At 64.6% G+C, this 15,273-nt stretch carries 16 protein-coding genes; 4 read left to right on the top strand and 12 right to left on the bottom strand.

The window, feature by feature from the left end:
* Positions 1-47 precede the first annotated feature (47 nt).
* From AC57B1_RS04075 to AC57B1_RS04100, 6 genes are all read right to left on the bottom strand, one after another.
* Positions 48-617: a hypothetical protein gene (locus AC57B1_RS04075; RefSeq protein ID WP_496416677.1), complete on the bottom strand. Its 570-nt coding sequence runs from the start codon at positions 615-617 to the stop codon at positions 48-50.
* Between the two features lie 175 nt (positions 618-792).
* Positions 793-1,401 carry a hypothetical protein gene (locus tag AC57B1_RS04080; RefSeq protein WP_496416678.1) on the bottom strand — a complete coding sequence of 203 codons (609 nt, stop codon included), beginning with the start codon at positions 1,399-1,401 and terminating at the stop codon, positions 793-795.
* A gap of 113 nt (positions 1,402-1,514) precedes the next feature.
* Complete coding sequence (locus AC57B1_RS04085; RefSeq protein WP_496416679.1) at positions 1,515-2,246, bottom strand: hypothetical protein; 732 nt, start codon at positions 2,244-2,246, stop codon at positions 1,515-1,517.
* Between the two features lie 56 nt (positions 2,247-2,302).
* A complete protein-coding gene (locus AC57B1_RS04090) occupies positions 2,303-2,626 on the bottom strand; it encodes a hypothetical protein (protein ID WP_496416680.1) in 324 nt (107 codons plus the stop codon).
* Positions 2,627-2,733: 107 nt separating this feature from the next.
* Positions 2,734-2,976 (bottom strand): hypothetical protein, encoded by a 243-nt coding sequence (locus AC57B1_RS04095; protein WP_496416681.1) that lies wholly within the window; start codon positions 2,974-2,976, stop codon positions 2,734-2,736.
* A 351-nt stretch (positions 2,977-3,327) separates the two neighbouring features.
* Complete coding sequence (locus tag AC57B1_RS04100; protein WP_496416682.1) at positions 3,328-4,587, bottom strand: hypothetical protein; 1,260 nt, start codon at positions 4,585-4,587, stop codon at positions 3,328-3,330.
* Positions 4,588-4,744: 157 nt separating this feature from the next.
* Here AC57B1_RS04100 and AC57B1_RS04105 point away from each other — a divergent pair, with 157 nt between their 5' ends.
* From AC57B1_RS04105 to AC57B1_RS04115, 3 genes are all read left to right on the top strand, one after another.
* Positions 4,745-7,198 (top strand): Eco57I restriction-modification methylase domain-containing protein, encoded by a 2,454-nt coding sequence (locus AC57B1_RS04105; RefSeq protein WP_496416683.1) that lies wholly within the window; start codon positions 4,745-4,747, stop codon positions 7,196-7,198.
* Positions 7,199-7,510: 312 nt separating this feature from the next.
* Positions 7,511-7,978 carry a LexA family protein gene (locus AC57B1_RS04110; protein ID WP_496416684.1) on the top strand — a complete coding sequence of 156 codons (468 nt, stop codon included), beginning with the start codon at positions 7,511-7,513 and terminating at the stop codon, positions 7,976-7,978.
* Entirely contained in the window at positions 7,975-9,267 is a 1,293-nt protein-coding gene (locus tag AC57B1_RS04115) for a Y-family DNA polymerase (protein ID WP_496416685.1), read from the top strand. The genes AC57B1_RS04110 and AC57B1_RS04115 overlap by 4 nt, the downstream gene beginning before the upstream one ends.
* Positions 9,268-9,343: 76 nt before the next feature.
* Here the strand turns inward: AC57B1_RS04115 and AC57B1_RS04120 are convergent, their stop codons facing one another.
* From AC57B1_RS04120 to AC57B1_RS04145, 6 genes are all read right to left on the bottom strand, one after another.
* Complete coding sequence (locus tag AC57B1_RS04120; RefSeq protein ID WP_496416686.1) at positions 9,344-9,613, bottom strand: hypothetical protein; 270 nt, start codon at positions 9,611-9,613, stop codon at positions 9,344-9,346.
* A 455-nt stretch (positions 9,614-10,068) separates the two neighbouring features.
* Entirely contained in the window at positions 10,069-10,326 is a 258-nt protein-coding gene (locus AC57B1_RS04125; RefSeq protein WP_496416687.1) for a hypothetical protein, read from the bottom strand.
* A gap of 144 nt (positions 10,327-10,470) precedes the next feature.
* Positions 10,471-11,538 (bottom strand): ankyrin repeat domain-containing protein, encoded by a 1,068-nt coding sequence (locus AC57B1_RS04130; protein WP_496416688.1) that lies wholly within the window; start codon positions 11,536-11,538, stop codon positions 10,471-10,473.
* Positions 11,539-11,678: 140 nt separating this feature from the next.
* Positions 11,679-12,428, bottom strand: a complete 750-nt coding sequence (locus AC57B1_RS04135; protein ID WP_496416689.1) for an ankyrin repeat domain-containing protein — start codon at positions 12,426-12,428, stop codon at positions 11,679-11,681.
* A 134-nt stretch (positions 12,429-12,562) separates the two neighbouring features.
* The gene (locus tag AC57B1_RS04140) at positions 12,563-13,225 is read right to left on the bottom strand and encodes an ankyrin repeat domain-containing protein (protein ID WP_496416690.1); all 663 of its coding nucleotides are present in this window, start codon (positions 13,223-13,225) and stop codon (positions 12,563-12,565) included.
* A 188-nt stretch (positions 13,226-13,413) separates the two neighbouring features.
* On the bottom strand, positions 13,414-14,127 hold the full coding sequence (locus tag AC57B1_RS04145; protein ID WP_496416691.1) for an ankyrin repeat domain-containing protein: 714 nt from the start codon (positions 14,125-14,127) through the stop codon (positions 13,414-13,416).
* A 351-nt stretch (positions 14,128-14,478) separates the two neighbouring features.
* On the opposite strand from AC57B1_RS04145, the gene AC57B1_RS04150 reads away from it, so the two are divergent.
* Positions 14,479-15,216, top strand: coding sequence for a hypothetical protein (locus tag AC57B1_RS04150; RefSeq protein ID WP_496416692.1), 738 nt, complete (start codon positions 14,479-14,481; stop codon positions 15,214-15,216).
* Positions 15,217-15,273 lie beyond the last annotated feature (57 nt).

Below are 15,273 nucleotides of genomic sequence, written 5' to 3' on the forward strand. Positions count from 1 at the left end.
GATGCACCCAGGGTGGGTGCACTCAGGGGCTTGAACGTGGTGCGTGGTTAAGCGATCTTGCGCTGCTTCATCAGTTGCTCAAGATCTTCGAGGCGGTAGCGCACCTTCCCCGCGACCTCGGTGGGGGTGATGCGGCGGTGTTCGGTGTGGTAATGGATCGGAACAACGCTCTTGTCGCCCATGAACGACGCCGCGTCTTTCGGGGCCAACGTATCGTCGTAAGCACGCTTCAGCGCGTCCACCTTTTCCGAGTCGTAGTAGTTCCCGGTGCCGCCGATCTTCCCGGTCGGGTTCATGTGGATCGGGGTGATCTTTGCGCGAGCCATCAGTTGCACCGTGGTTTGGGCGGCTTTGTGACCGAAGATCGCGCTCACCTCCGCGGTCGAATACCAGCGGCGTCCGACCGGGGCTGCCTTCTCCGCCGGTGCCGGCTGAACGTCCGCCGCGGGGTCTGCCTCCACAACCGTGGTCGCCGGGGTCACGATCGACGCCGGCGCCGGAAACACCACCGCCTTCTCCTGCTGTCCGTCGGTCACGGTGAGGTGGAACGAGGTTTTGAGACCTGCCAGCATCGGGAGCAGGGCCGGAAGTTCTGCGGTGGAGCACTGGACGTTCATGGGATTTCTCCTTGGGTTTTGGTTGCGGTGAAAACAGTGTCGGTCGGCGGAGCGATCTGCTGCGGATCTGGATTTCGTGAGGCCAGCGGATCCGGGACAAGCCTTTTCGTTCCGTTTCGTTAGGGTGCTTTGCACCTGGACGGTGTGTGAATCGCGCTGGCCGGTTGCTCAGGTCTTACGTGTCGTTGATCTGGACCAGCGCCGCCACCTTCTGGCGTGCCTTGGGATCGCGGATGGCCAGCAGGCTCCGCTGCAACGCCGCCTCGATGCAGCGTGCGGCTTGGCGGTGGTCGTGACGACGAAGAGCGTCGTGCAACGCCTCCGCTTCGCTTTGCAACACCGAGCCGACCTGATGGGCGTCCACCCGACGTGACACGGTGTTCGTCCAGACGTCCGGGGACGCGTCGTCGTGCACCACGCCGATGCGCGTAGCGTCCAGCAAGCCATGACCGTCGTCCAGCGCGACCGCGAGGTCGAACGCTTCGCGCAGGTCGTACGTCTCGCCGTCCAGACGCTCGTCGTCCGCCCGGTAGGGCAACCCGCCGACGTGCTCCGCCAGCAGGTTGATGAGCAGCGTTGCGTGGTCGTCGGCCGGACGATCGATGCCCATCTCGTCGAGCAGGGCGCGCAGCGGAACGAGCAGGTCGAGCCACATGGGGAAAAGGTTGCGGTCCGCGAGCAGGGTGCCGTCCTCCCGCACCCCGAAGGGAGCGAAGACCGCGCGGATAACCGGGGTAACACGGGCGAGGGTGAGCTTGCCGTGGGCGAGTTTGAGGTTTTGCATGGTCGTGGTCTCGGTTGATGTGAAGCCAGTTTCGGGTGGATCGGTGGGGCGTTGCGGATCTGGATTTTTCGAAGACCCGAAATCCGGGACAGGTCTCCCTTGGTGGGTGGTCCTTACGCCATGTGCACTGCGTTGGAGGCTTCCAAGTTAGCGGTCCAGATGAGCGGATTCATCACCTGCGGGGAGAGTTGGTGCCGCGCACGGTCACCGTGGATCTCGGTCAAGCGCGTCATGAGTTCGCGCACCTCGTCGCAACGCGGACCCTTCTCCGGACCCATGTGGACCATCATTGCGAGCAGTGCGATCTGGATCAGCGAGAAGCGCACGCCGACCTCGCCCCAAAGCGTCATCTGCTGGATGTTGTCGATCGCGGCTTCGTGGTGCAGACGCACCATGCCGTCCTTCAGCATCCGGTCGCCGATCGCGTGGGCGATCTGCTTACGTGCCACCGGCTTCTGGTCCATTACGACCTCGGTGACGTCGAGGAAACCCTCCATGGGGTCCATGTCGGGGTTGGACGCGACGAACAACGCCACCAGCATCAGCATCACAGTTGCCCGCGTGTCCTTGGCACTCAGGTGATTCAGGAACGAGTCCTTGCCCGAGCGAAACGCTTTGAGCGCCATCAGACGCTTCTCCGCCGGGATGCACATCCACGCGATGTCGTACGGGGGGACGTTGTCCACGATCTGCTTGGATCCCGTCACGCTCAGGTTCGCCTCGAGCGGGTCGATCGGATACTTGGTCGCCCACGGGATCATCAACGAGAGGGTGTCCTCGCCGCGGACACGCTTCTCTTCCAACTCAACGATGTCGTCGATCAAACGGTCATGGGTAGACTTCATGGTATGCACTCCTTATTGATTGATGTGGTTACTGCCGTTTGCGGTGAAACGCGGGATCACATGGGTTGGTGGTTGGCTTCCAGTTTTTGCAGTTGCGCGAGCGCGAAGTTCAAAGCATGGAGCGCCGTGGGGCTGTTCGCGCACGTCGCTGCGGCCTCAAACTGCTCGTCCGTGATGCCATACGATCCGGCGATTTCGCATTCGTCCGGGTCGTGGCCTTCATCGTCGAGCCCGTCGTAACATTTGAGGGCGGAAAACGCCGCAGACACCGTTTCGGGACCTGCGTTCAGGAACACGAGAACGGCGTCTTCCTCACGCCGGTTCAGGTTCATTTTTTTCACGGCATCGATGATGGCTTGCTTGGTTGTGGGTGCCTTCATGGTGTTCTCCTTGGGTGCTGGCTTGGTGTTGAATCAGTGTCGATCGGGTGAAGGGTCTGCTGCGGATCTGGATTTTTCGAGGACCCGAAATCCGGGACAAGCGACGTTCAGGCGGGAATCTGCACCTGGTGACGCACGAGGTCGCACCAGAGCCCGTCGCCCTTCTCCGGGTTGCGGTTGGAGCGTGCGTCCGCACGGTCGCAGCAGGCGCTGAACGCGTGGAACGGGACGTACACCGGTTCGGTGTTGTCGAGCAGTGCGCCGGCGCGATGAGCGATGGGGAGAACGTTCACGAGCGAGCCGGTCGGGTCGATCGAACGTTCGGCGGTGGGCACATGAGTGGTCTGCATGGTGATCTCCGTGGGGATGTCGTTGGGACAGGACGGATGATCACGCTGGGGGGCACCGGGGCGTGGATTCGGATTTTTCGAGGAGGGGAAATCCAGGACAAGGTCCTGAAACGTAGACCTCAGGGCGAAGGCGGGAGCCTCACCTGGCGGGGATGGGGCGGTGCCGGAAGGGAAAGACCCCAAACCCTTGGGCGGCTGACGCCGCTGGGCGACCCGCTGCGCGCCGTGTCCTTCGGAGTAGCCCCCCTTCATGCCGCAGGCGGCGGGGTCGGTGCCCGGGAGCGAACGCGACCCCAGCGGTTGGGTTGTGCGGCGGTGACGGGTTGGGTGTCGCTGTTGACGCTCGGTGCGTCAGCCCAGCCGAACCACCGACGGCTTGCGCCGGTTTTTCAACGCCTGCGTGCGCAAGTCCTCGGAGGGTTGCGTCGCCGCCTCGGCCTCCGCTTGCTCTTCGACCAGCCGGGCGTACGCCGCACGCTTGGCGTCGATGTCCGCCGCGCTCGGTGCTCCCGTGTAGCCGTTGCGCACGAGGTACGCCGCCTGCATCGCGTCGAGCCAGGCGCCGATCTCGTCTTTGAAGAAGAACGCCGCGCCGTACGCGTCGAACAACGGCCGGCGAGCCCGTAAGGCGGTGAACACGTCGTCCTCGAGCCAGCCCGTTTCGGGGTGATTCCAGGTATGGTCGTCCGTGCTGTGCGCTCCGGAATGGATCAGCGCCGCGATGGCCAGGAGCAGCACGTCCCCGATCATGAAACCGTCTTCCTCCGGGCCGCGCAGGTCGTACCCAACCTCGATCGCCCGCCGGAACTGCTCGGGGGTGTACCCGGACAGCAGCCGAGCGCCCACGCGCAAGCTTTCCGTCATCGCCTGGTCGATGATCCGCCAGTCCTCGGGCGTGCGGTCCTTGACCGGCTTGTCCGCCACCGCGCGGGGAACCGCCGGGCGTCCGTCAGGATCCGCAGCATTGCCCACGGGCAAGACGTCGAGTTCCAGGGCATCGGCCGTGCGCCGGTGCGACTCGCTGCCACCTTCACGGTAGTGCAAGAGCGGGAGCCACACGTCGTCCACGGTGAGCACACCGCCCATCAACGCCCAGATGGGAACGCCGTGCGGTCCCACCTCGTAGAACGCCTTCGCACCGGGGATCCAGCCGTCGATCTTCCGGACCGTTAGCCCGTCCAGTTCGCCCACGCTGCCCCGCTCGTACTTGTGCCAGGCGGTTCCGGACTGGCTTTCCAACAAGCCGTTCATGGCGTTCAACGTGACGTGCCGCCGCTCGCCCGCGGGCGCTGCCTGCTGATCGCCCTTTGCCGGAAGGCTCCGTGTCAGCACCTCGTCGTCGACCGGGTCGTCGTTGATCAGCGGGTTCTTCAACCGCCTGAGCAGGTAATCCCGCAGGTGGTTCATCGACGTGCCCGCGGGGAGCACCAGGCGGCTCGTCCCGTTGATCAGATCTTCGGCTTCGAGCCTGCACCACCTCGCCCACGCCTTGACGCGGGTGACCTTCCAGGCCCGCTTCGCGTTGCCGTGCGGTTTCTTGGGTGCCTTTTCACCCGGCGCTTTCGCCGCCGGTTCCGCCGTTCCCGCCTTGCTGCTCTTCGTCGTCGTCATCCGTCTCGCCCCTGCGCTGTCGTTGTCCGCCCGATTTTAGCCGCGGAGCGCCACCGCGGGTTGTCCTGGATTTCGCCGTCCCCAAAAGTTCGGGTCCGCACCAGGGGAGCGATGTGCCATGAAATGGGTGTCCGTGCCATTTCCGAGACCGGACACCATGACCACCACCGCCCGCACGCTGGACCAGTTCTACACCGCCCCCGCCATCGCCCAAGCGCTCTACAAGACCCTTCTGAAAAACCTCGGCCGCAAGGCCAAGGGGCTGACGTTCGTCGAGCCGTCCGCCGGCGCCGGTGCGTTCTTCCAGCAGTTCCCCGCCGGGTCCGTCGGTCTGGACCTCGATCCGCATTGCCCCGGTGTCGAGCAGGCGGACTTCTTCGAATGGGCGCCCGAGGATCCGGACGCGCCGATGGCGTTCGTGGGCAACCCGCCGTTCGGGCGTTGCGCCTCGCTCGCCGTGAAGTTCTTCAACCGCGCCGCGTCGTTCCCCGGGACGTCGGTCATTGCCTTCGTCGTGCCCCGGTCCTTCGAGAAGGCGTCGATCCAGCGCCGCCTCGGTCGCACGTTCCGCCTCGTCCATCAGGAGGTGCTGCCCGCGGACTCGTTCGTGTTCGACGGAAACGCTTACGACGTGCCGTGCGTGTGGATGGTGTGGGAGCGCGGCGCGGTCCATGCCAGCGAACCGGTGCCGGTGGTGCGCACGCACCCGGATTTCGTCCTGCTCTCCGACGTCGAGCGGCTGAGCGCGGACTTCGCCGTCCAGCGCGTGGGGTCCGCCGCCGGCGCGGTCAAGGACATGTTCGGTCGCGTCCCGACGGGCTCGCACTACTTCGTGCGTGCCACCGACCGCTTCGAGAAGAAGCTCGTGCGCGAGCGTTTTGAGCGTCTTGAGTCGGACGGTGCGTGGGAGGCCGTGAAGCATCGCACCGCGGGAAATCCGTCGATCGCGCAGGATGAACTGGTCGCCGGCTATGCCGGGACGCTGGCCAAGCCGCAACCATCCGTGTTCGAGCGCCTGAACGATCTTCATGCGGAAAGCGGGATCAGCGAGGAGGAGCGCCGCAGCGGTGGGGTCGTCTACACCGGGAGCGCCCTCGCCCGCTCGATGGTGCGCATGGCCCGCCTCGAACCGACGGACCGGGTCTTCGAACCGTCCGTTGGTCGCGGGGTCTTCCTGTGGGCGATCGTCGAACACTGGGTGCATGAGCGCGGTTGGACGTACGAGCAGACCGCCCGCTGGGCTGAAAAATGCCTGTTCGCGCAGGACGTCTGCGCCCGCTCCATCGATGATTGCGCCCGCCTGTGGACGTCGTACTTCGCCGAGCACGGGGTCGTGTCCGACCTGCGCGCGAACTTGCGCGTCGGGGACTCGCTGTTCGACGGGTTCGCCGGGGAGCGCTTCAACGTCACCATTACCAATCCGCCGTATGTCCGCACGACGAGCCTCGACCCGGACTACCGCGAGCGCCTGCGCACCGCTTTCCCGTCGTCGTGCTCGACGGGTCTGTTTGATCTGTATTTTGCCTTCATGGATCGCGCCACCCGCCAGAGCGATCGCGCGGTCCTGCTGGTGCCCAACACGTGGTTGCGCACGAAGTCGGGTGCTCCGCTGCGCGCGCACCTGCGTTCGCGCGTCCGCGCGCTCGTGGATTTCGGGATGCGTCAGGTGTTCGGGAAAGCCGCCGCCACGTTCGCCTCGATCGTGGTCACGGGTCCCGAAACCGCGGTCACGCCCATGCTTCATCGCGAGAACTTGCCGGAGGAGGGCTCGCCCTGGAACGTCGTGTTCCGTGACGACAATGGTCCGCTGCAACCCGACGGGTGGTATTTCGGCGCGGACCGCGACCTCGACGGTCTGCTGGACAATGACGTCGGTGAAACGCTGAACGATCTGGCGATCGTCCATAGCGGCGTGAACACCAGCGCGGACTGGACGTATCGCGTGGACGGTGGCCAGGTCGTGGGCGAGCGTGTTCGGGCGGTCGATCCGGTCACCGGAAAGGACGTGCTCCTGCCGCTCGCCCTGACACCGCGGTTTCTGAAGCTCAACCGGCTGAAGAGCCGCGCCATGCTGGACACGCCAGCGTTCAGCCAGCGCATGGTCTGCCCGTACGACGCCGCATGGCGGTTGGTTCCTGAGGAACGCCTCGGTGCTGCCGCGCGCGGTTGGCTGAACGGGCGTCGCGATGCGCTGGACGCCCGCGGGACGAAGGACGTGGAGGCGTGGTACGCGTTTGGACGCCGTGCGGGGATGTACACCTTCGATCTCGATACCCCGGTGATCCTCGTGCCGGGCCTTGTTTGCGAGGCGATGAAGCCGATCGTGGTGACGCCGCGCGAGATCGCGCCGGACGGTCGCTTCCTGTTTGTTGGCGGATACGTCGTGCAGCCTCGCGATCCGGCGGACCTCGACCGCGTCGTCGCGATCCTGTCGTCGGACACGACGTGGCGCGCGATCCATCGCTACGGTGCACCGCGTAAAAGCACCCGGCCGTATCGCCAGTTCACCGCGAAACTGCTGCGTCAGGTGCCGACGGGTGGTGCTGAACCGACGGGCGCCGTCCGCGAGGCGGAGGTGGGATCGACCAAGCCGGAAACGGTGGAGATCTGATCGCCCCAAGGAAACGGTGCGAAGCGGGTGCCCTCGCCTCCGGCTGGGGTTTTTGCTTCGGGCGTCTGGGTTCTCGCATCGTGATGGGGATCCCCAGGAAACGGGCGATGCCCAAATCCCAACCCCGGAACCAGCCCCCAAACCTTTTGGGGCGCAAGCGCCCGGGCACTCGCTGACGCCCGTTGCCGTGGGAAGCGTGGTTTCCCTGCCCGGGGAAGCCCGCTGGGCTTGGCTCTCGCAATCCTGCCTTGGTCGTCCACGGGAACGCCTGCTAGACTGACTACTGTATATCCGAACAGTAGTCTGCCATCCATGAACCACCCCGCTTTCCCATCCGTCCCCATTCCGCTCTCCGAGGAGCCCGCGGCGCTTTTCATCGTCGAAGCCCTGAGCCGCGTGCCCGCCGGCTTCCCCAGCCCCGCGCAAGACCATACGCAAAACCGGGTGGACCTGAACGAGGTTCTGATCCTCAATCCGCTCTCCACGTTCCTGTTTCACGTCTCCGGCGACAGCATGAAGAACGCGGGCATCGTGGACGGGGACAAGCTCGTGGTCGATCGTTCGATCGAGCCCAAGCACGGCCAGGTGGTGGTGGCGTGCGTGGACAACGAGTTCACGGTGAAACGGCTCTACCGTCGCGCCGGTGTGGTGAAGCTCGTCCCGGCGAACCCTGATTTTCCGACGATCGTGTTTTCCGACGGCCAGGAAATGACGGTGTGGGGCGTGGTCACCTGGAATCTGAGGCAGGTCCTGGCCACGAAGGTTCGGGGCGGATCATGAGCGCGCAGCAGGTCTTCGCCATCGTGGACGGGAACAATATGTATGTGTCGTGCGAGCGGGTCTTCCGACCGGATCTCGTCGGCAAGCCCGTGGTCGTCCTGTCGAACAACGACGGGTGCGCCGTCGCCCGCTCGCAGGAGGCGAAGGACCTCAACGTGAAGATGGGGCAACCGTGGTTCCAGGTTCGCCACCTCGCGGAAAGCCATGGGCTCGTTGCCCTCTCCTCGAACTACGCGCTCTACGCCGACATGTCGTCGCGCATGATGGCGATCGCAGGTTCTTTTGCACCTCGTTCCGAGGTCTACTCGATCGACGAGTGCTTCCTCGATCTGTCGAACATGGCGTTGGCCGTGCCGGACCTGACCGCCTACGGTCGCACGATCCGTCAGCGCATCCTCGCGTGGATCGGCATCCCCACCTGCTGTGGAATCGGTCCGACGAAGACGCTCGCGAAACTTTCGAATCACATCGCGAAGAAGAACGTCGGTGGGCACAACTGGGCGGGCGTGTGCGACCTGACCGCGCTGCCCGAGCCCGAGGTGGACGCCTTGCTCGCGCAGATCCAGGTGGGCGAGGTGTGGGGCGTCGGCCGTCGCCTGCGCGACCGCCTCACCGCCGATGGGATCGACACCGCCCTCGCGTTGAAGCGTGCGGACCCGACGTTCATCCGGTCGACCGTGTCCGTGGTGCTCGAACGCACGGTGCGCGAGTTGAACGGGATCGTCTGCTACCCGCTCGAGTGCGAAAGCCAGCCGCAAAAGCAGATCGTCTGCTCCCGGTCGTTCGGATCGCCGGTGATGGCGTTCGACGACCTCGCGATCGCCGTGCAGGATTTCGCCAGTACCGCCGCCGGCCGGATGCGCAAGCAAAACCTGAAAGCCGGTCAGATTCAGGTGTTCATTCAAACCAGTTCGTTCCGCGTGAAAGACAAGCAGTATTCGGCCGGGCTCACCGTGCCGCTGACCGTGCCCACGTCGGACACGCTTCGGCTGGTCGCCGCAGCCGTGTACGGGTTGAAGCGGATCTACAAGCCGGGCTTCAAGTATGCGAAAGCCGGCGTGATGCTCGTGGAGTTGCAGGCGCAAGGCGTCGAGCAGGGCGACCTGTTCGCCCCGGCGTCGGACCGGCGGGACCGGTTGATGGCGGCGCTCGATGCCGTGAACGACCGTTTTGGGCGGAACACGTTGCGCGTGGGGAACGTGGAAGGCCGCCAGGCGTGGCACATGAGCCAGAACGCGAAGACGCCCTGCTACACGACGGATTGGGGGGATTTGCCGGTGGTGCGGTGAGCGGTTGAGCCATCGGGGCGCTGGATGTACACGTTCCCATCGAGATTCTTTTTAGATGATGATTCGACGTCCGCGACTAGGCGGCTTCAAACGCGTGAACAACAACCATATCGTCGTCTTTACCGACGCTGTGCTGCTTATTCTGGACATAAACATTTCCGTTTTGGTCTTTGAAGCCCATCACGAGCCGAGAGAACCGAAGGGCATTAGCGACAACGGTCGCCGGATCATCTCCCATACCTGCTCGGGCAAGTTCTTCCAGGATCGTGGAATCGATGTTCATGTTGATTTTTTCGGGCGTAAAGTTTCCACGGCCGCCCTGCCGTTGTGCGTTCATCGTGCTCATGATTTCCTCCTTGTCGGCCGTAGTAGGGGGGCTCCTCGGTCCGCAGGTCTCTTTTAATGGTCGCAAAGTATTGCCCCATGTCAAGCCTTCTGGCATCGACTGTTCGCACTTTTTTCGCACCATGTCAATCCCGCCAGACGGGCGACGTCCACGTCGGGAATGGCAGTGAAACACGCCCCAGGATTGGCGTTCCCGGGCGTTTGCAGGTCGATTTTTGCTGGATGTGCTCATCGAAGTGTCCTCCAACGGTAGGCTGGTGCACATGAACGCGGTGGGGCGATCAAGGCGTCAACAGGCGCCGTAAAGTGGGGCAGATAGGTTGAGGTATTGGTCGATCCGCACAGCGGCGATGACCAGGATCGGTAGCGAAATCACGAGCATCCAGCCGGCGATGATGTAGTGCATGATGTGCCTCCGTTGTTCATCACGCCAGGCTACGGGATGCAGCGCCCGTGTCAAACGTCGAACGCATGAATGGGGATCGTATGCGTTGGCTCGTCCGGATGAAGCACCGTCACGTTGCCCCTTTCATCGGCGAACCTCGTCATCAACCGGGAGAACTTCAGTGAGTTCGACACGACGTCCGGATGATCCTTTCCCAGCCCTGCCCGGACAAGGTCGTCCAGGATCGCGACCTCGATTTCCATCAGGACGCGTAATCCGATTTTCCCATCGTAGACGAACCACATCCCGTTGTCCTTGAAGTGGAGCATGGTCTCCTCCTTTGATCGCTAGGTGCTTCTCACCCCACGATACAAGACGCACCGACCACGTCAACCGACGACGCTGCCAAAAGCAAAAACCCCCGCCGGAGGCGAGGGCACGTTGCTGACGCCTGGGACGCTGCGCGTGAGGGATTACATCCGTTGGCGGGGGCGACGTACCGGCGCCTGCTCGGGTTCAGCCTCCTGCTTCACCTCGTGCAACGCCTCGCGGAGCGCGGTCGTCTCCCGAGCGGTGCGGAGGATTGCCACCGCTTCAAGCTTGTTGTTGCGGAACTCCGGGGATTCGTCCGCTGCGCTTTGAGCCAGGGTTTCGGGAAGCTCGTCCGCCGTGTTGCGGATCGACGGGTCCGCCCCGTTTCCCAACAGGATCGCTGCCGATGCCGCAGGCGCCATCGGTTCGACCGCGTTGCGATGCAAGGGTGTGTCGCCGTTCCCATCCTGTGCGTTCGGATTGGCGCCCCTCTGCAACAGGTGCTCCACCATCGTTTCCGATCCCCGCTCCGCAGCAACGTGAAGCCCCGTCTGCCCGTACGCGTCCGCCAGGTGGACGTCTGCCCCATAGTCCACGAGCATGGCCACGTCATCGTGGAAGGTCCCCATGCTGGCAAGGTGGAGCGGCGTTTGGCCGAAATCGTTTTGCGCGTTCGGGTTGGCCCCGCTTTTCAGCAACGCCTCGATGGACGAGCCAGGTCCTTCACGCACAGCATGCAAAACCTGCTGCTCCACCGCGTGGTGCAAAGCGGTGTACCCGTTTTCGTCCGAAATGGACGGGTCCGCACCGTGGTCAATGAGCGACTGGAGGGCGTCGCCGTTCTCCACCCCTGCACCATACGTTTGATGGATGGCGACGTTGTGCAACGGCGTCCGCCCCTGCTCGTCTTGAAGATTCGGGTTTGCTCCACTTTTCAGCAGTGCGAGGATGACATCCTGGCTGTGCTCCGAATCTTGCAGGGTAGCCGCATGGAGCGGCGTGTACCCATCCACGTTCTGGATGTTCGGATTCGCCCCGCTGTCGAGAAGCAGTTGCACGGTGCTACCGGGATCGTCCATGCCGGCCGCCGCACGGTGAAGTGGTGTGTCGCCCACCACGTCTTGCTCGTTCACGTCGGCACCGTTCGCGATCGCCTCGGACATGGCTTGCGTATCGCCCTGCAGGATCGCCTCGAAGAGTGTAGCGCCAAGTTCGGATCGGGTTGCCATGGGTTCCTCCGGTGGGTGGGTAATGGGTGCTTCTCACCCCAGGATACGAGGTCCGGGGCGGAGGTCAACCGGCGCCAGCGCGAAAAGCCAAAACCCCCGCCGGAGGCGAGGGCACTGGCTGGCGCCTGGATCGCGGAGCGTCAGAGCCGCGCTCGCTGCCGGCGCGGTGCGGGTTGTTCCACGACCTCCGGAGCCTGCTCAACCTCCGCTGCCGTCTGACGCAGCGTCTGCCGCTCCTGCTCCACCGCCGCTGCGCGCACCAGGTTCACGCGCTCCCGGACATCTCCCGACCAACGGCAACTGTTGACCGCAAAATCCCACGCCCGCCCTTGCATCGCGCGCGCCGGGTCGGCGCCCCGCTCGAGCAGAAACACCGTGTTCTCCATGTTGCCGTCCACGTCCACCGCGAGCGCCAACGGGGTGTTGCCATGGTGGTCAACCGCGTCCAGGGATGCCCCGTAATCCAGCATCATTTGCAGCGCCGCGGGATGGCCTCTCTGTGCGGCCTGGTGCATCACGGTCGCACCGTCGGATTCGCTGGCGTGAATGTCCGCCCCATGTTCGAGCAGTTGACGGATGGTCACGCCCCCGTCCATGTCCGCCTTCGACGCCGCCATGATGATCGGCGGCATGACCACCGGTGCTACGTCGGGGCCGCTGTCGCATACGTTCGGGTTGAGTCCCGCTTCGAGCAGGACGTCCAACCGGTGCGATCGCTCGGTGTCTCCGATCTCATCGAGGATCACGTGTTGCAGAATGCCGAGCCCGCGATGATCACGAGCAGCGTTCAGCCGTGCGATGCCGTAGTGCTTGACCAAAAGGGGAACCCTCGTGTCGATGCGCTTCTCGGAACTGATGGCGTGGAAAAACTGCTCGTCGATGGGGTCCATCCTTCCTCCCGTAATGGCCTGGTGGGTGCCTATCACCCCAGGTTAAGGAATCCACCGCCCACGTCAATCGGGACGGGAAGCAAAAACCCCCGCTGGGGAGCGGGGGCGGTCGCTGACTCTTGGATCGCGGACCATTAGAGCCGAGCGCGCTGCCGGCGCGGAGCCGCCTCGCTGTGCGCACGGTCCGCTTCTGCACCAAGCACCCCTTGCTCGTACGCGACGTGCCGCTCGTTTTGCCGATCGGCGATCGCCGCCTGAACTTTCTGCGACGCCTCCGACGTGCCATGGAGCAGCGACGTGTAGGACGCCGGGTACGTGAGCCAGTCGGTCGGGAGCCGGTTGTTCCGATCCTGGATCGCCGGGTCCGCGCCCTTGTCGATCATGAACTCGATGGTGTGGTCCTCCTGCCCCCTCTGCGCCGCCCAGTGCAGCGCGGTCATGCCGTTCGCGTCCCGGTGGTTCAGCGTTTCCGGGGTCGCGCTCGTGACCATGTAGAGCAGGGTGTGGTGCCCGGCCTCGGTGCGTGCCGCCACGTCGATCGGGGACCGACCGTCCCGGTCCCGCAGGTTCGGGTCGGCGCCTTCCTGGACCAGCATGTCCGTCGCGGTGCAGTTGCCGTGCTCGACCGCGATGTGCAACGGCGTCCGGCCGCGGTAATCGCGTGAGTTGAGATCCGCGCCTGCGTTGATCCAATGCTCGGTCCAGAAGGACGTGTCTTCGCCAGGCTGTTGGCGCAGTGTCTCGAGAAGTTGAGCGGTTTCCGGCGAGCGCGTCGCCGATTTGCGGGTGGTGTCCATGGGATCCTCCGAATGAGAAGTTGAACGTGCCCGTGCCCCGGATGGACAACGGTGCTTTACCCCTGATGGGGTCACGAACGGCTTCCCTGATGGGATCTCGGAACAACTTCCCTGATGGGATCACGGAACGGTGCGGATGAAGAAACGCCACACCATCATCATCGCGTACGGTGTGCGGATGTCAAGTTTTAGAGGCGCATCCGCCGACGCGGTGCCGACGCCTGCGCGGGTGCACCGACCATCGCCTGCCGCAACGCCCGCTTCTCGTGCTCGAGGACGAGGCCCATGCACTCCCGGACGTTGAACGCGCTCTCATCTCGCCGGCGATGCTCGCCGGCACGTTGGGCGACATGAGTTTGGGCAAACCGCCAAGCCGTCCCCTGCTTGGCCAGCGCCGGGTCCGCGTCCCGGTCCAGCAGGAATCTCACGTTGTCGCGTTGCCCTTCCTGGACCGCCCGTGCCAACGGGGTGTTGCCGTTCGTGTCCACCGCGTCGATCAGCGCCCGGTGGTCGAGCAGGTTTTGCATCGCGCCGGTGGACCCCCACGCTGCCGCGACGTGAAGGGCCGTCTGCCCACGTCTGTTCGTCGCTGACACGTCGGCCGCGTGCGCCAGCAGTTGAACGAGGTCCGCCTCCTGGTTCGTCTGAGCGGCGAGGTGGAGGGGCGAATCGTCCAGCCATTGCTCGTTGGGGTTGAGCCCTGCGTCGAGCAGCGCCGCGGTGCGGTCGGGATCGTCGTTGCGCACGGCCCGCTGCAGCAGTCCGTCCAGACGGTTGTCGCGGACCTCGTTGAGGACGTCCACGCCGTGCTGATCGATCAGCGCGCGGAGGCTGGACCGGACGTCCGGATCACGGTCGTTGCCGAACAGGGCGCCGAAGATCTCGCGCTCGATGGGGTCCACGGTGGTCTCCGGAGGGGCGATGCGGTGGGTGCTTCTCACCCCACGTTACGCGAACCGACGGTCGCGTCAACCGACAAGCGTTCCTCCTTGGGAGAGACCGCCTTCGGCCTGCGGCGCCGTTGCGGGCGAAGTCACCGGGGAGCGCAAGCGACCCCAGATGGGTTGGGTGGTGGCCGGTGATCAAGCTTTTGCCCTCGCCCCTGGAAAATCAGTGCCCGGAACCCGCCCCAACACCTCGCCGGAGGCGATGGCACCGCCGCTTGCGCCTCGTTCGCAAGCGCGTGGATCCACCGCCCGGTCGACCGCGTCCGGTATCCTTTCGGCACGTTCATCCTTGCTTTTCGCTTGACCATGCAAAACATCGACGACGTCCGATGGACGTTCTGCCTCGCCGACATCGAATCCACCGGCAACGCCCATCGCGTGCGCGCCTTCCTGCGCAACGTCGTGGAGCCCGCCCTCTCCGCGCTGGACGCGGACATCGAACGCTGGGCCGCTGAGACCGAAGGGGGAGCCCCCTTCGCCCACCAGGACGCGAAGGAGTTGCTGCGCTCAACCACCGAAGCGTTTTGCCTGGCGATCCATTCCCTGTTCGAGCGCCAGATCCGCCGGTGGCTCGCTGGGTGCGTGTACGCCCTCGCCCACTCCAAGGACCGGATCGAGCGCGCGCAGGGCGGCAACCTGAACGCCATGAACGTCCTGCTGAACGAAGTGCGCGGCGTTCCACTGAGCCGGTTCGACGGTTACGCCGACCTTCAACGGCTGCAACTGCTGGCGAACGCCTGCCGGCACGGGGATGGGGATTCCGCCAACCGGCTCTACAAGCGCCACCCGGAGTTGTGGCCGGACTGGCCACCGGCGCCGATGATGCTCCCCGGTCAGGCGGAGCCCTACGTGTACACCGGTCCCCCAACGTTCGACCGCATCGTCGTGCCGCGCCAGTGGCTGCGGGACTTCGTTGGTGCCATCGCTGCGTTTTGGGAAGACGTGGAGATCATCCACTGCAACAGCCTGCCCGACCCGAACCCGAGTGCTGGCCATCGCCTGGCGGTTCTGCACCGGGCGCGCGCAGAACGTGCATCAAACTGACTTACATACGACGTGATCCGCCGATCTTCCGTGCTAACGTTTCTCGAACCATTCGAA

Source organism: Paraburkholderia sp. BGA-UO-ETr-F21 (assembly GCF_059567925.1).